General features: G+C 51.7%; 22 protein-coding genes. 15 read left to right on the top strand and 7 right to left on the bottom strand.

The window, feature by feature from the left end; all coding sequences use genetic code 11:
* Positions 1-98: 98 nt before the first annotated feature.
* Positions 99-878 carry a PEP-CTERM sorting domain-containing protein gene (locus tag LG201_RS14260; protein ID WP_226772870.1) on the bottom strand — a complete coding sequence of 260 codons (780 nt, stop codon included), beginning with the start codon at positions 876-878 and terminating at the stop codon, positions 99-101.
* 408 nt (positions 879-1,286) lie between these two features.
* Here LG201_RS14260 and LG201_RS14255 point away from each other — a divergent pair, with 408 nt between their 5' ends.
* The 7 genes from LG201_RS14255 to LG201_RS14225 are packed head-to-tail and all read left to right on the top strand — an operon-like array spanning position 1,287 to position 6,842.
* Entirely contained in the window at positions 1,287-1,892 is a 606-nt protein-coding gene (locus tag LG201_RS14255) for a riboflavin synthase (RefSeq protein WP_226772869.1), read from the top strand.
* Positions 1,893-1,929: 37 nt separating this feature from the next.
* Positions 1,930-3,015, top strand: a complete 1,086-nt coding sequence (gene ribBA, locus LG201_RS14250; protein ID WP_226772868.1) for a bifunctional 3,4-dihydroxy-2-butanone-4-phosphate synthase/GTP cyclohydrolase II — start codon at positions 1,930-1,932, stop codon at positions 3,013-3,015.
* A gap of 52 nt (positions 3,016-3,067) precedes the next feature.
* Positions 3,068-3,640: a YqgE/AlgH family protein gene (locus tag LG201_RS14245; protein ID WP_226772867.1), complete on the top strand. Its 573-nt coding sequence runs from the start codon at positions 3,068-3,070 to the stop codon at positions 3,638-3,640.
* A complete protein-coding gene (ruvX, locus tag LG201_RS14240; RefSeq protein ID WP_226772866.1) occupies positions 3,633-4,088 on the top strand; it encodes a Holliday junction resolvase RuvX in 456 nt (151 codons plus the stop codon). The genes LG201_RS14245 and ruvX overlap by 8 nt, the downstream gene beginning before the upstream one ends.
* A complete protein-coding gene (gene pyrR / locus LG201_RS14235) occupies positions 4,085-4,618 on the top strand; it encodes a bifunctional pyr operon transcriptional regulator/uracil phosphoribosyltransferase PyrR (RefSeq protein ID WP_226772865.1) in 534 nt (177 codons plus the stop codon). Before ruvX ends, pyrR begins: the two co-directional genes overlap by 4 nt.
* A complete protein-coding gene (locus LG201_RS14230; protein WP_226772864.1) occupies positions 4,618-5,571 on the top strand; it encodes an aspartate carbamoyltransferase catalytic subunit in 954 nt (317 codons plus the stop codon). Before pyrR ends, LG201_RS14230 begins: the two co-directional genes overlap by 1 nt.
* Positions 5,568-6,842 carry a dihydroorotase gene (locus tag LG201_RS14225; protein ID WP_226772863.1) on the top strand — a complete coding sequence of 425 codons (1,275 nt, stop codon included), beginning with the start codon at positions 5,568-5,570 and terminating at the stop codon, positions 6,840-6,842. Before LG201_RS14230 ends, LG201_RS14225 begins: the two co-directional genes overlap by 4 nt.
* Before the next feature lie 91 nt (positions 6,843-6,933).
* On the opposite strand, the gene LG201_RS14220 is transcribed toward LG201_RS14225, so the two are convergent.
* The 3 genes from LG201_RS14220 to LG201_RS14210 form a co-directional block, all read right to left on the bottom strand.
* Positions 6,934-7,686 (bottom strand): TerC family protein, encoded by a 753-nt coding sequence (locus LG201_RS14220; protein WP_226772862.1) that lies wholly within the window; start codon positions 7,684-7,686, stop codon positions 6,934-6,936.
* A 72-nt stretch (positions 7,687-7,758) separates the two neighbouring features.
* Positions 7,759-8,895, bottom strand: a complete 1,137-nt coding sequence (locus tag LG201_RS14215; RefSeq protein WP_226772861.1) for a PilT/PilU family type 4a pilus ATPase — start codon at positions 8,893-8,895, stop codon at positions 7,759-7,761.
* Positions 8,896-8,926: 31 nt separating this feature from the next.
* On the bottom strand, positions 8,927-9,970 hold the full coding sequence (locus tag LG201_RS14210; protein ID WP_226772860.1) for a type IV pilus twitching motility protein PilT: 1,044 nt from the start codon (positions 9,968-9,970) through the stop codon (positions 8,927-8,929).
* Between the two features lie 93 nt (positions 9,971-10,063).
* On the opposite strand from LG201_RS14210, the gene LG201_RS14205 reads away from it, so the two are divergent.
* From LG201_RS14205 to LG201_RS14195, 3 genes are read left to right on the top strand one after another with little or no spacing between them, the layout of a single operon-like run.
* Positions 10,064-10,762: a YggS family pyridoxal phosphate-dependent enzyme gene (locus tag LG201_RS14205; protein WP_226772859.1), complete on the top strand. Its 699-nt coding sequence runs from the start codon at positions 10,064-10,066 to the stop codon at positions 10,760-10,762.
* A 13-nt stretch (positions 10,763-10,775) separates the two neighbouring features.
* Positions 10,776-11,585: a pyrroline-5-carboxylate reductase gene (proC, locus tag LG201_RS14200; RefSeq protein ID WP_226772858.1), complete on the top strand. Its 810-nt coding sequence runs from the start codon at positions 10,776-10,778 to the stop codon at positions 11,583-11,585.
* Positions 11,586-11,619: 34 nt separating this feature from the next.
* On the top strand, positions 11,620-12,195 hold the full coding sequence (locus LG201_RS14195) for a YggT family protein (protein WP_226772857.1): 576 nt from the start codon (positions 11,620-11,622) through the stop codon (positions 12,193-12,195).
* Positions 12,196-12,271: 76 nt separating this feature from the next.
* On the opposite strand, the gene rng is transcribed toward LG201_RS14195, so the two are convergent.
* Both rng and LG201_RS14185 read right to left on the bottom strand, forming a co-directional pair.
* On the bottom strand, positions 12,272-13,723 hold the full coding sequence (rng, locus tag LG201_RS14190) for a ribonuclease G (RefSeq protein WP_226772856.1): 1,452 nt from the start codon (positions 13,721-13,723) through the stop codon (positions 12,272-12,274).
* A 13-nt stretch (positions 13,724-13,736) separates the two neighbouring features.
* On the bottom strand, positions 13,737-14,327 hold the full coding sequence (locus tag LG201_RS14185; RefSeq protein WP_226772855.1) for a Maf family protein: 591 nt from the start codon (positions 14,325-14,327) through the stop codon (positions 13,737-13,739).
* Positions 14,328-14,486: 159 nt separating this feature from the next.
* Here LG201_RS14185 and LG201_RS14180 point away from each other — a divergent pair, with 159 nt between their 5' ends.
* The 3 genes from LG201_RS14180 to mnmA all read left to right on the top strand — a co-directional run bounded on the left by LG201_RS14180 (position 14,487) and on the right by mnmA (position 16,769).
* Positions 14,487-15,122, top strand: a complete 636-nt coding sequence (locus LG201_RS14180) for a YchE family NAAT transporter (protein WP_226772854.1) — start codon at positions 14,487-14,489, stop codon at positions 15,120-15,122.
* A gap of 110 nt (positions 15,123-15,232) precedes the next feature.
* The gene (locus tag LG201_RS14175; RefSeq protein ID WP_226772853.1) at positions 15,233-15,676 is read left to right on the top strand and encodes an NUDIX hydrolase; all 444 of its coding nucleotides are present in this window, start codon (positions 15,233-15,235) and stop codon (positions 15,674-15,676) included.
* A gap of 10 nt (positions 15,677-15,686) precedes the next feature.
* Positions 15,687-16,769 (top strand): tRNA 2-thiouridine(34) synthase MnmA, encoded by a 1,083-nt coding sequence (gene mnmA, locus LG201_RS14170; RefSeq protein ID WP_226772852.1) that lies wholly within the window; start codon positions 15,687-15,689, stop codon positions 16,767-16,769.
* 113 nt (positions 16,770-16,882) lie between these two features.
* Here mnmA and LG201_RS14165 read toward each other — a convergent pair whose 3' ends face one another.
* A complete protein-coding gene (locus LG201_RS14165) occupies positions 16,883-17,497 on the bottom strand; it encodes a glutathione S-transferase family protein (protein WP_226772851.1) in 615 nt (204 codons plus the stop codon).
* A gap of 45 nt (positions 17,498-17,542) precedes the next feature.
* Between LG201_RS14165 and nadC the strand changes: the two genes are divergently transcribed.
* Positions 17,543-18,409, top strand: a complete 867-nt coding sequence (nadC, locus tag LG201_RS14160; protein ID WP_226772850.1) for a carboxylating nicotinate-nucleotide diphosphorylase — start codon at positions 17,543-17,545, stop codon at positions 18,407-18,409.
* A 63-nt stretch (positions 18,410-18,472) separates the two neighbouring features.
* Complete coding sequence (locus tag LG201_RS14155; RefSeq protein WP_226772849.1) at positions 18,473-20,260, top strand: GspE/PulE family protein; 1,788 nt, start codon at positions 18,473-18,475, stop codon at positions 20,258-20,260.
* Positions 20,261-20,292 lie beyond the last annotated feature (32 nt).

Genomic DNA, 20,292 nt, shown 5'->3' with positions numbered 1-20,292 from the left:
ATGCAAGAACAGCATGTCTGATTGGATTTAGCGCGAGTGTAAATAAAAAAGCCCTTCCATCACTGGAAGGGCTTGGCTTTCAAACTTAACTTGAAAGATTAGAAGCGGATGGAGGTAGCACGGCGACGACGTGCAATGAATGCAATCACGCCCATGCCCAGCAACAGCATGCCATAAGTAGCTGGCTCAGGTACTGCAGCGATAGGAGTAAATACCACCAGATCCTGGGACTTGGAGTTCTTCAAGTATTGCAGACTGTAATCACCTGTCGCCGCAACACTGCTGTCATTGATACCAGCCAGCCAAGTTTTAGCCAGATCAATAGCTGCCAAAGACTCAGGATCATCTACTGTTGTAGACTTCCATGAACCAAAGATAGGGATCCATTTGTTAGGCACCCACTCTTTAGTAGTGTTGGTTGTATTATCAACCTCAAAGTTACCCTTATCGAGGCTAAGACCTTTCTTGGTTTCTGTCACGATTTCCCAGATAGCCACTTGGAAAGCAGCAGAGGAAATTGCATCATCAACAAATGAATAATATTTGTTAGCCAATGAAGTCAGGTTATTTGCCACAGTAGAAGAGAAAGTACCTTGAGTGTAAGAAAGCGACTTACCCCATGACAGGCCTTGAGAGATTTCTACACAGAATGCAGCAAATGCATCCCCGTTTGCCCATGTACCCTTATAGCCACCAGCCTCAACAGTAGCCCAGTTCTTGCCACCATTTGAACTGATCTTGACATCAACCACATCAGAATATTCAAAACCGGTGATCTTGGCCTTGATGCCAGCATCCTGATTCGCCAATACAGATTGGCTCATTACTGTCATGCCCAGCAGCATAGCACCGGCAATCGTCCCCTTGAAATTCATCATTGCAACTTCCTTTCTTGATTTAGTTTATATACTTCAGGTATGTTGAGAAATCGACATCACCGTTGAATACTTATCTACATTAACTGCTCATTTTCCCGAAAACACCTGGAAAACCGGGGATATCCCCTCATTCCTGACAACGGCAACCTCATAGTTGCAAATCCCGGGCCAGCATTTAAATCACTCAAAAAAATACCGCCCTAGCACACTGAGGCGAAGTATATGAGCACTTCTATTTTTTTCATTTAGTCCGTCTGCACTAATTAGTACCAATGGACTAATTAGTGCAGACGGACTAATCCAGCGGTTTTCAGCATCCAATTCAGGAGACATTTTCATCAAAACTTTCTTCAAGAAATATGCGTGGAAATACGCCTTAGCCAAGGGGACGTCTGCTAAAATAAGGGCATGTTTACAGGCATAGTTCAGGCTCAAGGCCAAATCAAAACCATCATCCAGCAGGGCGAAGACGCAAGACTCATCATTGCAACCGGCGACCTAGATATCAGTGATGTGCAAATAGGCGATAGCATTGCCGTCAATGGCGTTTGCCTGACAGCAATCAAATTAGGCAACGCAGAATTCGAAGCCGATGTCTCCAGGGAAACCCTGTCATGTACAGTGGGGCTGGATCAGCCTCGCAGCGTGAATCTGGAAAAAGCATTGCGCCTTTCCGATCGACTAGGCGGGCATCTGGTAAGTGGCCATGTCGATGGCGTAGGCCAGGTGATTCGCTTTGAACCGGTTGGCGAAAGCATGCTGCTGGTCATCCGTGCGCCCCATACCCTGTCTCGCTATATTGCCATCAAGGGCTCTGTCACCATTGATGGCGTTAGCCTCACGGTGAACGCAGTAGATAAAGACGATTTCAGCCTCAATCTGATCCCGCATACGGTCGAAATAACCACACTCAAAGGCTTGGGTGTTGGCAGTCGAGTCAACCTTGAGGTTGACCTGATTGCGCGCTATGTAGACCGCATGACCCAATGGAACACTGAGGGCGACAGCGCTTGAAGTTTCCCAAGATTTCCAAATAGCAAGAAAACCTACCATGATCAGCCCAACCGTAGAAATTATCGAGGAAATGCGCCAAGGGCGCATGGTGATCCTTGTTGACGAAGAAGACCGCGAAAATGAAGGCGATATTGTGCTGGCAGCACAATTCACCACCTCGGAACACATCAACTTCATGGCGAAATATGGTCGAGGATTGGTTTGCCTGACATTAACGGAAGACAGGTGCAGGCAACTGGATCTGCCCGCCATGGTGCAAAAGAACGGTAGCGGCATGGGCACCAACTTTACCGTATCGATTGAAGCAGCTACCGGGGTCACCACTGGCATTTCAGCCAGCGATCGTGCGCGCACCATACAGGCGGCAGTAGCGCCGAATGCCAAGCCTGAAGACATTGTCAGCCCCGGCCATATTTTCCCTGTGGCAGCCCAGAACGGTGGCGTGTTGGTACGTGCAGGCCATACAGAAGCGGGTTGCGACTTGGCCGCACTGGCAGGATTAACACCAGCATCCGTTATTTGTGAAATTCTCAAGGATGATGGCAACATGGCACGTCTGCCCGACTTGATTGAGTTTGCGCAGCAGCACCAGCTCAAAATCGGCACCATTGCCGACCTGATTCAGTATCGAAATGAAACAGAATGCCTGGTCAAGCGCGCAGCGGAGCGCGATGTCACCACACCATACGGCAATATGCGCCTGATTGCCTATGCCGACATGATTGCCAATCAAACCCACCTGGCATTGGTCAAGGGAGACATTCACGCAGATCAGGAAGTACTGGTCAGGGTGCATGAACCATTATCCGTGTTTGACCTGATTGATGAGAGCAGCCGCTCACACTCGTGGAATACCTTGCAGGCTATGAAGGAGATCCAGAAAGCAGAGGCTGGAGTCGTCGTATTGCTACACAACAGTGAGTCTGCAGCAGACTTGGTTGAGCGGATCAAGTTCGCTGACGAACCAGTGCGTATTCGCCAGGACTTGCGTAACTATGGCATTGGCTCGCAGATTCTGCTTGATCTTGGCGTCAAGAAAATGAAGTTGCTGGCAGCACCGCGCAAAATGCCAAGCATTGTCGGATTCGGGCTGGAAATTACAGGTTACGTTGACGCCTCATAAGCATACACAGCAGGCGCTGATACAACCGATATATCTATGAGATAATCTCCCTGTGGAAAACGTTAATCTCACTGGTCAGTTCCTGGTTGCAATGCCTGCGATGACAGACCCATACTTTACAAAATCCGTCACCTTCATCTGTGAACACAATGCAGATGGCGCCATGGGCATTGTCATCAACCGCCCCATTGATATGAAACTGGATGCCCTGTTCAAACAGGTGGATCTCCAGTTGAACGGCAATCCAATCGCTACCGAGCCAGTGTATTTTGGCGGCCCGGTGCAGATTGACCGTGGCTTTGTCCTGCACCAGCCAGAGGGAGACTGGAATTCCACCATCAGCATCAACGGTCACACCGCCCTCACTACCTCCAAAGACATACTGGAAGCGATCGCCAACGGCAATGGTCCAAGCAAAGTCCTGATTACCCTGGGCTATGCTGGATGGTCTGCAGGCCAACTGGAAGAGGAAATCGCACAAAATGTATGGCTCACCATAGAGGCTGACGTAGCTGCGCGTGATCACCTGATTTTTGACCTGCCACATACAGACAAAATACAAGGCGCCATGTCCTTACTCGGCCTGGACTTTGCCCGCTTTGCTGAGGAAGCTGGTCATGCCTGATACAGCGCCAACCTCCAGCGTAAGCCTGAAGGAAGGTTGTGCCTTAGGATTTGATTTCGGCGAGAAACGCATAGGCGTCGCGATTGGCGAACATATGCTAGGCATTGCCCGCCCCTTGCTCACTATAGAGGCGGAAGCCAATGACAGGCGCTTTGGCATGATTGCCAATCTTATTACTGAGTGGCAACCCGTCATCTTGATCGTGGGCCTGCCACTGCACCTCAATGGTGAGGAACATGCGCTTACTCTGCTCTGCCGTAAATTTTCCCGCCGCCTGGAAGGCAGGTTCAGCCTACCTGTGATCATGATAGACGAGCGCCTGAGCTCAGCAGAAGCGAGCCAGACCCTCAATGAAAGAGGCATATTCGGGCGCAAACAAAAACCAATGCTGGATCAAGTCGCCGCACAACATATCCTGCAATCCTATTTCGATGGACTCGCATCATGACCACCTTACTCAATCCGCAGCAGCTTCCTGACGCAGAATCCTTATTAAGCATTCTGGCAAATGAATTGATTACCTATCTAAAGCCCAATACAGCGATAGTGGGCATTCACAGCGGTGGTGCCTGGATTGCTGAGCAACTCACTCCCTTACTGCGTCAATCCAGCCCGGAACATGACCTCACGCTAGGCGTATTGGACAGTTCCTTTTACCGTGACGACTATAATCAACGCGGCTTGCACGCAGAAACCCGCCCCTCTCAGATCCCATTTGATGTAGAAGGCAAGCATATCCTCCTGATCGACGATGTGTTCTACACCGGCCGTACCATCAGGGCAGCCATGAATGAGCTATTTGATTACGGCAGACCTGCAAGTATCACCCTGGCAGTACTGGTCAACCGTGGTGGCCGTGAGCTGCCGATTTGCCCGCAGATTGCAGCGCTTGAGCTTGAAGTCCCCCAGCACCAGAAATTACAGTTATCCCGGGATGGCAACAACCGCCTCCACTTCACCTTGGAAGAAAATGCCTGATGTATAACCCCCAACTGACGAAAGACGGCAAACTCAAACATCTCCTAACCATAGAGGGATTGCCGCGCGCCATATTGAACCAGATACTGGATACCGCAGAGTCTTTTGTTGGTGTTGCGGAACGAGAGGTCAAAAAGGTACCTCTGCTGCGCGGCAAGACCGTCTGCAATATATTCTTCGAAAACAGCACCCGTACCCGCACAACCTTTGAAATAGCTGCAAAACGCCTGTCGGCGGACGTTATCAACCTGAATGTCAATACATCCTCGCAATCCAAGGGGGAAACCATACTGGATACGGTAGATAACCTCACCGCCATGCATGCCGACATGTTTGTGGTTCGTCATGCAGAGTCAGGTGCCGCGCACTTTATTGCAAAGCATGTCGCACCGCATATTCACGTCATCAATGCCGGTGATGGGCGTCATGCCCACCCGACGCAAGGATTGCTGGATGTATTCACCATCCGCCGCTACAAGCCAGAGATGCATAATCTGCGGGTTGCACTGGTCGGAGATGTATTGCACTCCCGTGTCGCCCGTTCAGAAATTCATGCACTGACCACGCTGGGCGTGCCCGAAGTGCGCGTGATTGCGCCCAAGACACTGTTACCACAGGATGTGGAAAAACTCGGGGTACAGGTCTATCACGATATGAATACAGGCCTGAAAGATGTCGATGTGATCATGATGCTAAGACTACAGAATGAACGCATGAGTGGTGCCTTGTTGCCCAGTGCGCAGGAATACTACAAATGTTACGGACTGACACCGGAAAAACTCGCCCTGGCCAAGCCAGACGCAATCGTGCTGCATCCAGGACCGATGAATCGCGGGGTAGAAATCGATTCAGCAGTGGCTGATGGCAAACAGTCCGTCATCCTGCCACAGGTCACTTACGGCATCGCGGTGCGTATGGCGGTCATGAGCATACTGGCAGGGAATTCCGAATGAAAATTCATATCAAGAATGGTCGACTGATAGACCCCAAACATCAGATAGACGCGAACCTGGACATTTTTATCGCTGCCGGCAAAGTTGCGTCGATTGGGCAAGCGCCAGCCAATTTTGTCGCCAACCAGGTCATCGATGCCACTGGCTTGATCGTATGCCCAGGTCTGGTCGATGTCTCTGCACGGTTGCGCGAACCTGGTAACGAATACAAGGCCACTCTGGAAAGTGAAATGCGCGCAGCAGTCGCGGGCGGCATTACAAGCCTCGCCTGCCCCCCAGATACTGATCCGGTGCTGGACGAACCAGGCCTGGTGGAAATGCTCAAGCACAGAGCCAAGCAACTGCACCTGAGCAATGTGTATCCACTTGGCGCGCTCACCCGCCAGTTGGCAGGCCAGCAACTGACCGAGATGAGTGAGCTCACAGAGGCTGGCTGCGTGGGCTTTGCCCAGGCAGACAAAGCCATTATCGATACCCAAGTGCTCTGGCGTGCCATGCAATATGCAGCCACCTTTGGCTTTACCGTGTGGCTGCGTCCGGAAGAACCATATTTGGCCAAAAATGGCATCGCCCACGATGGCGAAGTTTCTGCGCGCCTGGGACTTAAAGGTATTCCGGTGGCAGCGGAGACACTGGCTCTGGGCACCATGTTGCACATCGCCAGAGAAACAGGTGCCAAGTTGCACCTGTGTCGACTTTCAACGGCTGAGGGAGTCACCATGATTCGCGAAGCCAAGCAGCGTGGCCAGAATATCAGCGCTGATGTCAGCGCCAACCACCTGCATCTGACAGAACATGACATTGGATTTTTCGACTCCAACTGCCATCTGAAACCACCACTGCGTAGCCAGCGTGACCGCGACGCCCTCAGGCAAGGACTGGCTGACGGCACCATCGATACCGTGTGCTCGGACCATACCCCGGTCGATGATGATGCCAAGCTCATGCCTTTTGGCGAAACAGAACCTGGTGCCACTGGTCTCGAGCTTTTACTCTCATTAACCCTGAAATGGGCCTCTGAGCAGCATGTGCCATTAACCCAGGCATTAGCCCGTGTGACTCAGGCACCAGCCAGTATCCTGGGTGTCGATGCTGGTCACCTGGGCCTGGACGCCAGGGCTGATCTCTGTATTTTTGATCCTGAACACTACTGGAAGGTTGAACCCCAGGCATTATTCAGCCAAGGCAAAAACAGCCCATTTAATGGCCTGGAACTGGCAGGCAAGGTGCGCTACACCCTGGTCAATGGCCATATCGTCCACGAAGCTTGATTTCACAATCGCCCTGTCCTGACGGCAAATAATAAAAAAGCCTGTTCATTACACTGAACAGGCTTTTCTACATGGCGGCAGGTTTGTCGTGTTACTGGTCTACCGTCTTCTTGCGCAACTTGAGTGGATTTCTTGCTTTGGCACGCTTGCGCATATGGATATTGAGCATTTCCACCACTACGGAGAATGCCATGGCAAAGTAGATATAGCCCTTGGGCACATGCACGTCAAAGCCTTCTATCATCAGTGTCATACCGACGAGTATGAGGAAAGACAATGCAAGTATCTTGATCGTGGGATGCGCGTCGACAAACTCGCCTATGGACTTGGCTGCAAACAGCATGACGCCCACCGCCAGAATAATCGCAATCGCCATGATGGACACATGATCAGCCAACCCCACAGCTGTAATCACGGAATCCAGGGAGAACACGATATCCAGCACGGCAATCTGCACCAAGACCATGCCCATGCTGGTCACAGCGCCAGACTCCTCCTGCCCAGCCTCACCCTCCAGACTGTTATGAATCTCATGCGTGGCCTTGGCCAGCAAGAACAATCCACCGCCGATCAGTATCAGGTCGCGGCCTGATATTTCGACACCTCCCAGATCGAACCATGGCTGGGTCAGGCCCATTACCCAGGAGATGGAAAACAGCAAGGCCAGACGTGCAATCATGGCCAGGCTGAGGCCTAAACGTCTTGCAAGAGCCCGTTGCTTTTCTGGCAAGCGACCCACCAGGATGGAAATAAAAATGATGTTGTCTATCCCCAGCACAATTTCCAATGCGGTCAGTGTCGCCAGGGCAATCCAGGCTTCAGGGCTTGCAAACCATTCAAACATGTTCTTCTTTCAGTGAATTATCAGTATTAAACATCTGCCACTAGCATAGTGGGCAGTGCAAAAAGTAATTAATCAAACGATACCCAGATGATCCAGGCCGGCAGACAGATCTTTATCCTTGGCATTCTTGCCTTCCAGCTTGACGCGTAGGCGTAAGTCATTGACCGAGTCGGCATTGCGCAAGGCGTCTTCATAGGTAATCTTGTCAGCTTCGTGCAGATCAAATAGAGACTGGTCAAAAGTCTGCATACCCAGCTCACGTGACTTGGCGATAATTTCTTTTATTTCATGTACTTCCCCGCGGAAAATCAGATCGGAAATCAACGGTGAGTTGATCATGATTTCCATGGCAGCAACACGGCCCTTTTCCCCTTTTTTTCCAATCAGGCGCTGTGAAACAAAAGCTTGCACATTAAGGGACAAATCCATCAATAACTGATGTCTACGTTCCTCGGGGAAGAAGTTGATAATCCGGTCCAGGGCCTGGTTGGTACTATTGGCATGCAAAGTCGCCATGCACAAATGACCAGTCTCGGCAAAGGCAATCGCATAATCCATGGTTTCGCGGTCACGGATTTCACCGATCAGGATCACATCCGGTGCCTGGCGCAAGGTATTCTTGAGCGCCGTTTGCCAATTATCTGTATCCACGCCCACTTCACGCTGGGTGATGATGCAGTTTTTGTGCTCATGGACAAACTCTATGGGGTCTTCAATTGTGATGATGTGACCAAAACTATTTTCGTTGCGATACCCCACCATCGCCGCCAGCGATGTAGATTTACCGGAACCCGTCCCCCCGACAAAAATCACCAGCCCGCGCTTACTCTGCGCAATGTCTTTCAGGACTTCAGGCAGACCCAGATCCTCGAATCTGGGGATTTTGGTCGTGATAGTACGGAATACCAGCCCCGTGCTACCTCGCTGGATGAACGCATTGACCCGAAAGCGCGCCACACCCGACATGCCAATAGCAAAGTTACATTCATGGCTGGCATCAAACTCCGATGCCTGTTTGTCATTCATGATGGAGCGCGCGATTTCCCGTGCTTGCTGTGGTGTTAACGCCTGTGTAGTGACGGGTGTCATCTTGCCGTCGATTTTCATCGCAGGCGGGAAACCAGCAGTAATAAAAAGATCTGACGCTTTTTTGGTCAGCATCAATCTCAAAAGATCGAATACAAATTTTTCTGCCTGGCCCTGATCCATCCTAATTCCTTCTCAACCCCAACAATACAACTTAGCCGACAAAAGCATCTTTATTTGCAGCTTTGGCACGCGCTTCACCCAGCGAAATGACATTACGCCGCAGCAAATCCTGTAAATTCTGGTCCAAGGTCTGCATGCCGACATTTTGCCCGGTCTGGATAGCAGAATACATTTGAGCGATCTTATTTTCGCGGATCAGGTTACGAATCGCCGGGGTGCCTATCATGATCTCATGGGCTGCCACGCGCCCCTGCTCATCCTTGGTCTTGCACAAGGTTTGGGAAATCACAGCACGCAGGGACTCTGACAGCATGGAACGTACCATCTCTTTTTCCGCCGCCGGGAATACATCGACGATACGGTCTATGGTCTTGGCTGCTGAACTTGTATGTAACGTGCCAAACACCAGGTGACCAGTTTCTGCAGCACTCAGTGCCAGGCGTATGGTTTCCAGATCTCGCATTTCACCCACAAGGATCACGTCAGGATCTTCCCGCAAGGCTGAACGCAGCGCGTTGGAGAAAGACAGGGTATGCGGGCCCACTTCACGCTGGTTGATCAGGCACTTCTTGGAGCTATGTACAAACTCGATCGGGTCTTCTACTGTCAGGATATGGCCAAACTCGTTTTCATTGATGTAATCTACCATGGCAGCCAGCGTAGTCGACTTACCGGAGCCGGTCGGCCCGGTCACAAGCACAATGCCGCGCGGATTCTGCGCAATTTCCTTGAAAATGGGCGGACAGCCCAATTGTTCCATCGTAAGCACCTTGGACGGAATGGTACGGAATACAGCACCCGCCCCGCGGTTCTGGTTAAAGGCATTGACCCGGAAACGTGCCAAATTGGGAATTTCGAATGAGAAGTCACACTCCAGTGTCTCTTCATATACCTTGCGCTGACCATCATTCATGATGTCATACACCATGTCATGCACCTGGCTGTGATCCAACGCAGGCACATTGATTTTACGCACATCTCCATGCACCCGGATCAAGGGTGGCATACCCGCGGAAAGGTGTAAATCAGACGCTTTGTTTTTCACTGAAAACGCGAGTAAATCCGAAATATCCAAGAGTGGCTCCTGTTATAATTTTGCCGTAAACGCTGCGGGTTCAGTATTTCTTGCAACCATGCGATCGTTGCAATCATGGAAGATGAGCGGATTATGGACACAATTACCCAGCGCTGGCAAGCAATCAAAGCCAGCATACAAGCTGCGGCGCAGGATGCAGGGCGCAACCCGGAACAAGTCACCCTACTGGCGGTGAGCAAAGCCCATCCTGCATCGGCTATCCGGCAAGTATGGCATGCAGGGCAACATCAGTTTGGCGAGAACTACCTACAGGAAGCCCTAGCCAAACAACTGGAGCTGCAGGACTTGGCCATCGAATGGCACTTTATCGGCCCCCTGCAGAGCAATAAGACACAACAGATTGCCAATCACTTTTCCTGGGTACATGGGGTCGATCGCCTCAAAATTGCTGAGCGCCTCAATGCGGCCCGTAGCGATACCCTGCCCCCATTGCAGGTATGCATACAAGTCAACGTGAGCAAAGAAGACAGTAAGAGTGGAGTGAATGCAGAGGAGGCACTTAAACTGGCGACTTCTATCAATGGCATGCCAAAGCTACAGTTGCGCGGATTAATGGCAATACCCGCTCCCACGCCAGATCACGCAGAACAGCAGGCGCAGTTTCATCAAGTACGCTTGATATATGACCATCTTATCCAGCAGGGAATAGCACTGGATACTCTATCTATCGGCATGTCGGAAGATTTTCCCGCAGCTATCGCAGAGGGTGCGACAATAGTTAGAGTAGGTTCAGCTATTTTTGGGCCCCGTCATTCACACAACCCAGCATAACAGAGCAAGCAACATGAAAATCAGTTTTATCGGCGGTGGCAATATGGCCCGCGCCATTATCGGCGGCCTCAAGCAGAAAGGCTTCAACACAGCGGACATCAATGTCATCGAACTCGATGCAGAAAAACGCGCGCAGCTAGCACAGGAATTCCAGGTGCAGACATCAGAACACCTGCCTAGCGTCAGCCATTCTGATGTGATTATCCTGGCCGTCAAGCCACAGCAACTTCGTGATCTCTCTATTTTCCTTGCCAGCTTGCTCAAGCAACAGCTCATTATCTCGATTGCCGCTGGTATTGGCTGCCAGGCGCTTAGTCGCTGGCTAGGCGGCTACGATGCCATTGTGCGCGTCATGCCCAATACCCCTGCACAAATACAAGCCGGTATTTCCGGCATGTATGCAGCAGCCGGTGTAAGTATGGAACAACGCGAGCAAGCCAACCTGCTGCTTTCTGCCGCAGGCGCCACGCTTTGGGTGGATGAAGAAAGCAAGATCGACGCGGTAACGGCGATTTCGGGTAGTGGCCCCGCTTATGTGTTTTATTTTATTGAAGCCCTGGAACAGGCTGCCCTGGAATTAGGACTAACAGCGGAGCAAGCCAGGGCATTGAGCCTGCAAACATTTGCCGGTGCTAGCCAGCTGGCGGCCCAGAGCAATGCCACCCCCGCCACCTTGCGTGCTCAGGTCACCTCCAAGGGCGGTACGACAGAACAGGCATTGCGCAGCATGGAGAATGCTGGGGTCAAGCAAGCGATCATCAACGCCGCTCATGCAGCGGCAGCACGCGCCCGCGAACTGGGCGAACTCATAGGAAAGGATTAAGCCATGCACCAAGCACGCCATCAATGGAGACAGTATGATTGATAATGCCCTGCAATTTTTGCTCCACACCCTGCTTGGACTGTTCACTTTGGCGCTATTACTGCGCTTTTACCTGCAATTGACGCGGGCGCCTTTTCAGAACCCGGTATCCCAGGCAGTGGTGGCTGTCACCAACTTTGCGGTCAAACCTATCCGGCGTTTTGTACCCGGCATAGGAGGTGTAGACACATCGACTTTATTGCTCGCCTATATTGCCCAATTCCTGCTACAGCTGGGCTCACTCTGGATACGGGATTTCCCATTATTGGTGGCAGATAATACAATCTGGATTGCGTTACTTGGCCTAGCCTTGGTCGGACTGCTGAAGTTGAGCATTTACATTTTTCTTTATGCCGTGCTTTTGCAAGCGATCCTGAGCTGGATCAATCCTTACACGATTATCACACCTGTACTGGAAGCACTGACACGCCCATTACTCAAGCCATTGCGTAACCGCATTCCAACGGCAAGTGGTTTTGATCTCACACCTTTAGTGATATTTATCGTGGCGGAACTGCTATTGATCGTATTGATTACCCCCACCGAACAACAACTGCTGCGCCTGTTTTAAGCCAAGCCCGCCTGCCCACCAAATAAAAAGCCGACACTCAAGTCGGCTTTTTATTTCTAATCGCATTTCTCAATCACTACATCAGCACAATATCGTAAGTTTCCTGGGCATACTGGGTTTCCGCCTGCAGTGAGATAGGCTTACCAATAAAATCGGACAGATTGGCCAGGCTCTGTGATTCTTCATCCAGCAGCATCTCAATCACTTTGCTTGCTGCCAGAATGCGAAACTCGCGCGCTGTAAACTGCCTCGCGTTGCGCAGCAATTCGCGGAATATTTCATAACATATCGTCTGTGCCGTTCTGACTTCCCCGCGCCCCTTGCAGGAAGGGCAAGGCTCGCAAAGAATATGCGCCAGACTTTCGCGGGTACGCTTACGCGTCATTTCCACCAGCCCTAATGCAGAAAATCCATTCACACCGGTACGTGCCCGATCTTTCAATACTGCCTTCTTCAATTCCGCCAGCACCGCCGTGCGCTGCTCTTCTTCATCCATGTCGATGAAGTCTATGATGATGATGCCGCCCAGATTACGTACCCGAAGCTGGCGCGCTATGCATTGTGAGGCTTCAAGATTGGTTTTGAATATGGTATCCGACAGGCTGCGACCACTAACAAAACCACCGGTATTCACATCCACAGTAGTCAATGCTTCGGTCTGGTCAAAAATCAGGTAGCCACCGGACTTGAGCTCCACCTTGCGCGACATGGCCTTATTGATTTCATGCTCGACGTGATACATATCAAAGAGTGGGCGCTCGCCCTGATAGTGCTCCAGCCGCTTGACCGCACCTACCGCGTAGTGACCAGCAAAATCGAGGAGCTTCTGGTAGGTTTCACGCGAGTCCACCAGAATACGGTCCGTTTGATCATTGACGACATCGCGCAACACACGCATGGGCAGATCCAGATCCTGGAACACCAGCGACCGATCAGCAGCGCCATGGCTGGCCGCCTGGATATTACTCCATACTTTTTGCAGGTAATCGATGTCGGCAAGCAACTCTTCATCTGTTGCTGCTTCGGACATGGTACGTATGATATAGCCGCCTTTGCGATCTTCCGGCAACAAGCGGATCAAGCGCTCACGCAATAATTCGCGCTCTGCTTCATCCTCTATCCGCTGTGACACGCCTATATGTTGTTGCTGTGGAAGATAGACCAGGAAACGCCCGGCAATACTGATTTGCGTAGTCAGGCGTGCGCCCTTGGTTCCAATGGGCTCCTTGATGACCTGCACCATAAGCGGCTGGCCTTCGTGCAATACTTCCTGTATCGGCTTTTCTTTCTCTGGACTACAGCACTCCAAAATGTCCGCTACATGCAGGAATGCCGCCCGCTGCAAGCCTATTTCCACAAAGGCAGACTGCATGCCGGGCAAAACACGGCATACCTTGCCTCGGTAGATGTTACCCACCAAACCCAGGGAAGTCGCACGCTCTACATGCAGCTCCTGCAACACCCCCTGCTCTATGATGGCAACCCGTGTTTCCTGCGGTGTTACATTGATTAGAATTTCTTCGCTCATCTCACCATCAATACTATTTAATCCGCATGGCCGGTATGGCAATGCCGGCATTTCTCAGTAATGTCGCTGTCTCAAACAAGGGCAAACCCATGACACCTGAGTAGCTACCTTCGATTTTTTCGATCAGCGTACCCCCCAGACCTTGTATACCATAAGCACCCGCCTTGTCGCGCGGCTCACCTGTGGCAACATAGTCGGCAATCACACGCTCAGACAAGCTGGCCATCTGAACCCTGGTGGTTGAAAGCGCCAGCGCAAGCCCCAATGGCGACAACACGGCAATCGCTGTATACACCTCATGCCAGCGCCCAGACATAAGTGTCAGCATGGCACAGGCATCTTCGTCATGCTCGGGCTTACCCAAAATCCTGCCATCTACACACACCGTGGTATCTGCTGCCAAGACTGGCAAGTCAAGTTCCAGCAATGTTGATGCTCCCGCCGCAGCTTTCTCCGCAGCCAGGCGCTGGACATAGTCTGACGCTGCCTCATCATTATATACAGACTCGTCTATATCAGAGGGTAATATTCTGGCCTCTAGGCCGATCTGCAACAGCAGCTCCGCACGTCGTGGTGACCGGGAAGCAAGATAAATCTGGTTCATAGTAAACACCCTTCTATTAAGGCCTGCTATCCTACCAAGCCATCAGTCATCATATATGGTCAGGCGGAAACCCAGCCATTGAGATGATTGCCCTGATCCTGAGGGCGAGGATACTAACTGATTACATTGACTGACAACAAGCCGACAAAGGAGTGATCAATGGCAGAGTGGGCACTCATCTTCAAAACGGCAATCGCATTATTTGCCATCGTCAATCCTATTGGCGTCATCCCGATTTTCATCAGCGCTACCGACGGCTGGCCCGCCAAAGACAGGGCCCATACGGCCAATACGGTTGCCATCACCGTCTTTATCGTACTGACTGTGTCAGCCTTGCTGGGTGAGAGCATTCTGGAATTTTTCAGTATCAGCATTCCCTCCTTCCAGGTGGGTGGCGGCATCCTCGTCATGCTGATCGCCATCTCCATGATGCATGGCAAACAAAGCACCACGCGACAAACCCCAGAAGAAGCACAGGAAACGGCTGAACGTAATGTGATTGCGGTCGTGCCATTGAGCATTCCCCTGCTCGCCGGTCCAGGCGCTATCAGTAGCATGATTATCACCGCCCAGCAGAGCGGCAGCTTCTGGGGGCATATCTCGCTCGCACTTCCTATTGCGGTGGTCTGTTTGGCCATCTGGCTGGCGTTACGATTATCCATGCACATTGCACAGCGTTTGGGCACGATTGGCATCAACGTGGTGACGCGCCTGATGGGGCTGATTCTGGCGGCAATGGCGGTGGAGTTCATCGCGCATGGCATCAGTGGATTATTTCCATCGCTGGCTTCATGAGCAATCCCGCTGTAAAATTATGGGTTTAGACAGTCAACAAAAGCCTTGATCTGCATAATTTAGCGATAAAGATGCTGTTGGCAGCTTTCACACAATAAATACATACACCCATGATCTGGAAACCCAATACCACTGTTGCTGCTATCGTTGAACACAATGGCCTTTTCCTGCTGGTAGAGGAAGAGACTGCGGAAGGCATACGTCTTAACCAGCCCGCTGGCCATGTGGAAAAGGGGGAAAGCCTGCTGGAAGCCGTGGTGCGGGAAACCCGCGAAGAAAGCGCTTACCGCTTCACTCCACAGCATTTGCTCGGCATTTATCACTGGCGCCATCCACTCAAGGATATCACTTACCTGCGTTTTGCCTTTATTGGCAAGGTGGATGACCATCGTCCAACGCAAGCGCTTGATGATGGCATATTGCGCACGTTGTGGTTGAGTCCTGAGGAAATACGCGCCAGCCATGCACAACATCGAAGTCCGCAAGTGCTGACTTGCATAGAACATTATCTGGCGGGACAACATTTTCCGCTCAACGTGATTACACACCTATAGAACGCGCATCATGAAGAAAAAGGTTATCGTCGGCATGTCCGGCGGCGTCGACTCCTCAGTCACCGCATTATTGCTGAAAGAACAAGGCTATGACGTAGTCGGGCTCTTCATGAAAAACTGGGAAGATGACGACACTGATGAATACTGCCCTGCCAAGCAGGACCTGATTGATGCGGTTGCCGTAGCGGATAACCTGGGCATAGAGATAGAAGCCGTCAACTTCAGCAAGGAATATAAAGAGCGCGTCTTCGCCAACTTCCTGGAAGAATACAGCGCAGGCCGCACACCTAACCCCGACATCCTGTGCAACTCCGAGATCAAGTTCAAGGCTTTCCTCGACCATGCCATGGCGCTGGGGGGTGACCTGATGGCCACCGGTCATTACGCACAGGTACGCGAGCGCAATGGCCTGTATCAACTAATGAAGGCGGATGACGGCACCAAGGATCAAAGCTATTTCCTGCATCGCCTCAACCAGGCACAACTCTCAAAGACGCTTTTCCCGCTGGGTCACCTGCCCAAGCGCGAGGTACGTGAAATCGCCAGACGTGCCCGACTACCCACCAGCGAAAAAAAAGACTCCACCGGTATCTGCTTTATCGGCGAACGTCCGTTCCAGGAATTTTTAAGTCGCTACTTGCCTCGCACCCCCGGCGACATGGAAACCCCTGACGGCCAGGTAGTCGGTCAGCACAACGGTCTCATGTATTACACCATGGGTCAGCGCCAGGGCCTTGGCATAGGCGGCTCACGTGAAAGCAATGGCGAACCCTGGTTTGTGGCAGGCAAGGATATGCAACGCAATGTATTGATTGTGGTACAAGGACATGAACATCCCTTGCTGCTCAACGACGGCCTGATCGCCAGCAATCTGCACTGGATCGCCGGGGAAGAGCCGAGAACTCATTGGGTATATGCGGCCAAGACTCGATATCGCCAGCCTGATGCTCCATGTGAGATCGAGAGGCTGGAGGGCGACATTACGGAAATCCGCTTTGGTCATGCGCAATGGGCCATCACACCTGGGCAATCCGTAGTCGTCTACGAAAGCAATGTGTGTCTTGGTGGCGGTATTATTACATCGGCACTATAAGCTACACCTCAACAAGCCGCACCTCAACAACAAGCCGCACCTCAACGACAAGCTACACCTCAACGACAAGCTACACCGCAACTACCAAGCATAGCTGCCGCTGAGAGATGAGATTACTTGGCAAGCGGTGGGGCAGTATCCCTGAATGAAGCACGCTGCATGAGCGCGAGGTAATGGCGTCCCAGGTTGGGATAGGTCTTTTGCCAATCCAGATGCTGGTAGCGCAAATCCAGATAGCCCAGCACACAGCCCAAGGCAATATCGGCCAGACTGAAAGCATCATTCACACACCATTTATTCTTGCCCAGATCGTCATTCAGCACACGCAAACCACGCTCAACCTTGCCCAACTGCTTCGCAATAATGGCAGCATCCTGCATCCCCTCGGGCCGGCGTCCCTCCATCACCGCAGCGATTGCTGCATCGCACACCCCATCTGCCAGAGCCTCCCAACGCCTTACCCAGATTTTGACAGAGTGATCCTGCGGAATCAGGTGAGCCAGCGGTGTGCGGTTATCCAAGTATTCCGCAATCACGCGTGAATCATAAAGGCTATCGCCATCGGCCAGAATCAGTACCGGGATTTTCCCCAGTGGATTATGGTCATTCACCGGACAATCCGGATCTGCCAGTACCACAGGAACCATGGTGACATCAATGCGTTTTTCGCTGGCAACAATACGTACCTTGCGAGCATAAGGACTGGTATTGGAATAAAGAAGCTTCATGATGATCAGCGCAGAGATGGTAATGACTGCATTATAATGTAAATCATGGATCCAACATTCAGCAGCTCACAACTATCTCCGTCTCTGCAAACCTGTATTGAAACGGATATTGCACAAGCGATCAGCGAAGACATCGGTAGCGGCGACCTGACCGCGCAACTGGTCCCTGCAGGACAAGTAGCAGAGGCCACGATCATCAGCCGTGAACAGGCGATCATTTGCGGCACCCCCTGGGCCACTGCCTGCTTTCACCAGATATCCCGGGAGATTGTTCTGGATTGGCAGGTGGAAGAAGGAAGTTCGGTCAGTGCAGACCAGGTGATATGTAAAATGCACGGGCCCGCACGGGCACTCCTCACAGCTGAGCGCTGTGCGCTTAATTTCCTGCAGACCCTCTCCGCCACTGCCACTCTGACAAGACAATATGTGAATGCCATCACGGGCACCCAGACACGCATTCTGGACACACGTAAAACCCTGCCAGGATTGCGGCTGGCACAGAAATATGCAGTGAGGGTAGGCGGCGGACTGAATCAGCGCATCGGACTATATGACGGTATCCTGATCAAGGAAAACCACATTGCAGCGGCAGGCAGCATAGAAGCCGTGTTGCAAAATGCACGGGATATGCATGCCAATGTACCGATACAGATAGAAGTTGAAACCCTGGATCAATTACAAAGCGCTCTGGATGCCGGGGCAAGCCTGATACTGCTTGATAACTTCAGTACAGAACAGCTGTATGCCGCCGTTCTGCTCACACAGGGTCGAGCAGTGCTGGAAGCCTCTGGCGGGATAGGGCTTCACAACGTGCGCGAGATTGCGCTGACCGGGGTAGACCGCATCTCGATTGGCAGCCTGACCAAACATGTACAGGCGATTGATCTCTCTATGCGTTTCAAGGATTCCTGATGCGCTTCCCAAGATTAAAGGCAGGTCGACTTTTGGCTAAAGACTCTTTAGTATAAATCCACCATGAGCCAACAACCCGCCCCGATATTTCAACCGGCCCCAGGCCGCCTGTCACTGGGCGATGCTTTGCGCATGCTGGTCAATGATGGCCTGCTGCATAAGCTGCAAGCAGAGCAACTGTATAAAGACCGAAGGTTTGACAGCTCCAATCTGCATCCACTGATTGTCATCGGTGAGCAAAAGTGGAAAAACCTGACAACCCCTAACAAGTTGCTTTCCATTGAAGCGCTGACTGTCTGGCTGGCCAAGCGTGCGGAACTTGAGTATTACCACATCGATCCACTGAAGCTGGATTTTGGCTCCATCGCCCAGGTGATCTCCAAGGCTTACGCCGAACGGCTCAAGATCATGCCGATCAAGGTGAGTAACAACGAAGCCATCATTGCCACGGCCGAGCCATTTTTCACTGAGTGGATTCCTGATCTGGAGCGAATTTTAAGACTGAAAATTCGCCTGGTAGTGGCAAATCCACGCGAAATCAACCGTCATCTTCCCGAAGTCTATAACTTGGCCAACTCGATCAACCTGGCCAATACAGCCAAGGCTGGTCAGGTTATCGGTGTTCAGAACCTGGAGCAGTTGGTTGAGCTGGGCAAGAACAAAAATCTCGATGCGAATGAACAACATGTCGTCAATATCGTCGACTGGTTGTTCAAATACGCCTTTGAACAACGCGCCAGCGATATCCACCTGGAACCCAGGCGCACCATGGGCATATTGCGCTTCCGCATCGACGGCGTATTGCACCAGGTCTACCAATTACCGACCGCCATCATGAATGCCATTACCAGCCGGATCAAACTGCTGGGGCGTATGGACATGGTGGAAAAGCGCCGTCCGCAGGATGGCCGCATTAAGACCCTGACCGACGAAGGCGAGGAAATCGAGTTACGCCTTTCCACCATGCCGACTGCATTTGGTGAAAAACTGGTGATGCGTATCTTCACGCCGGAAATCCTGGTCAAGGATTTCATTGAACTGGGCTTTTCCAGCCATCAGGCGCAACAATGGAAAAAGTGGACGCAAACCCCCAATGGCATTGTACTGGTCACTGGCCCCACAGGCTCAGGCAAGACCACCACTTTGTATTCAACGCTCAAGCTTCTGGCCACGCCCGAAGTGAATGTCTGCACCATTGAAGACCCGATAGAAATGGTTGAACCTGCATTCAACCAGATGCAGGTGCAGCAGAATATAGGTTTGAGCTTTGCCGACGGCGTGCGCACCCTGTTACGGCAAGATCCTGACATTATCATGGTCGGCGAAATCCGCGACGTGGAAACCGCAGAAATGGCCATCCAGGCAGCGCTTACCGGTCACTTGGTACTCTCCACCCTGCACACCAATGATGCCCCCTCTGCCGTCACGCGGCTGCTGGATCTTGGCGTTGCACCCTACCTGATTCATTCCGCTGTCATTGGCATCATGGCGCAGCGCCTGGTGCGTACACTGTGCACACACTGCAAAACACCTTCCACCATCACCCAATCACGCTGGGATGAACTGATAGGCGCCTGGAAGCTACCTAAACCGAAACAAATTCATGTCGCCAATGGTTGCCTGGAATGCCGTATGACCGGATATCGTGGACGTAGTGGCATTTATGAAATGCTCTCGATAGACTCCACGCTGAAAAAACTGATTACGCATGATGCCGACCTCGTCAGCATCAAGGCTCTGGCTTACAAACAAGGCATGCAACCGCTCATGATCAATGGGGCGGAAAAAATAGCCGCGGGCATCACCACCATAGAAGAATTATTGAAGGTAGCACCGCCCCCCATGGATTAAATGCGGGGAAATCCTGCTTGAATATCACGGAT

This window comes from Methylobacillus gramineus (assembly GCF_020532675.1).
GTDB lineage: Bacteria > Pseudomonadota > Gammaproteobacteria > Burkholderiales > Methylophilaceae > Methylobacillus > Methylobacillus gramineus.
This window is presented reverse-complemented; position numbering and strand designations above follow the sequence as displayed.

Excerpts from the sequence above, each read along its gene's own strand:
- LG201_RS14260 (WP_226772870.1), bottom strand. The coding sequence starts at position 878 with ATGATGAATTTCAAGGGGACGATTGCCGGTGCTATGCTGCTGGGCATG.
- LG201_RS14255 (WP_226772869.1), top strand. The coding sequence starts at position 1,287 with ATGTTTACAGGCATAGTTCAGGCTCAAGGCCAAATCAAAACCATCATC.
- ribBA (WP_226772868.1), top strand. The coding sequence starts at position 1,930 with ATGATCAGCCCAACCGTAGAAATTATCGAGGAAATGCGCCAAGGGCGC.
- ruvX (WP_226772866.1), top strand. The coding sequence starts at position 3,633 with ATGCCTGATACAGCGCCAACCTCCAGCGTAAGCCTGAAGGAAGGTTGT.
- pyrR (WP_226772865.1), top strand. The coding sequence starts at position 4,085 with ATGACCACCTTACTCAATCCGCAGCAGCTTCCTGACGCAGAATCCTTA.
- LG201_RS14230 (WP_226772864.1), top strand. The coding sequence starts at position 4,618 with ATGTATAACCCCCAACTGACGAAAGACGGCAAACTCAAACATCTCCTA.
- LG201_RS14225 (WP_226772863.1), top strand. The coding sequence starts at position 5,568 with ATGAAAATTCATATCAAGAATGGTCGACTGATAGACCCCAAACATCAG.
- LG201_RS14220 (WP_226772862.1), bottom strand. The coding sequence starts at position 7,686 with ATGTTTGAATGGTTTGCAAGCCCTGAAGCCTGGATTGCCCTGGCGACA.
- LG201_RS14215 (WP_226772861.1), bottom strand. The coding sequence starts at position 8,895 with ATGGATCAGGGCCAGGCAGAAAAATTTGTATTCGATCTTTTGAGATTG.
- LG201_RS14205 (WP_226772859.1), top strand. The coding sequence starts at position 10,064 with ATGGACACAATTACCCAGCGCTGGCAAGCAATCAAAGCCAGCATACAA.
- proC (WP_226772858.1), top strand. The coding sequence starts at position 10,776 with ATGAAAATCAGTTTTATCGGCGGTGGCAATATGGCCCGCGCCATTATC.
- LG201_RS14195 (WP_226772857.1), top strand. The coding sequence starts at position 11,620 with ATGATTGATAATGCCCTGCAATTTTTGCTCCACACCCTGCTTGGACTG.
- rng (WP_226772856.1), bottom strand. The coding sequence starts at position 13,723 with ATGAGCGAAGAAATTCTAATCAATGTAACACCGCAGGAAACACGGGTT.
- LG201_RS14185 (WP_226772855.1), bottom strand. The coding sequence starts at position 14,327 with ATGAACCAGATTTATCTTGCTTCCCGGTCACCACGACGTGCGGAGCTG.
- LG201_RS14180 (WP_226772854.1), top strand. The coding sequence starts at position 14,487 with ATGGCAGAGTGGGCACTCATCTTCAAAACGGCAATCGCATTATTTGCC.
- LG201_RS14175 (WP_226772853.1), top strand. The coding sequence starts at position 15,233 with ATGATCTGGAAACCCAATACCACTGTTGCTGCTATCGTTGAACACAAT.
- mnmA (WP_226772852.1), top strand. The coding sequence starts at position 15,687 with ATGAAGAAAAAGGTTATCGTCGGCATGTCCGGCGGCGTCGACTCCTCA.
- LG201_RS14165 (WP_226772851.1), bottom strand. The coding sequence starts at position 17,497 with ATGAAGCTTCTTTATTCCAATACCAGTCCTTATGCTCGCAAGGTACGT.
- nadC (WP_226772850.1), top strand. The coding sequence starts at position 17,543 with ATGGATCCAACATTCAGCAGCTCACAACTATCTCCGTCTCTGCAAACC.
- LG201_RS14155 (WP_226772849.1), top strand. The coding sequence starts at position 18,473 with ATGAGCCAACAACCCGCCCCGATATTTCAACCGGCCCCAGGCCGCCTG.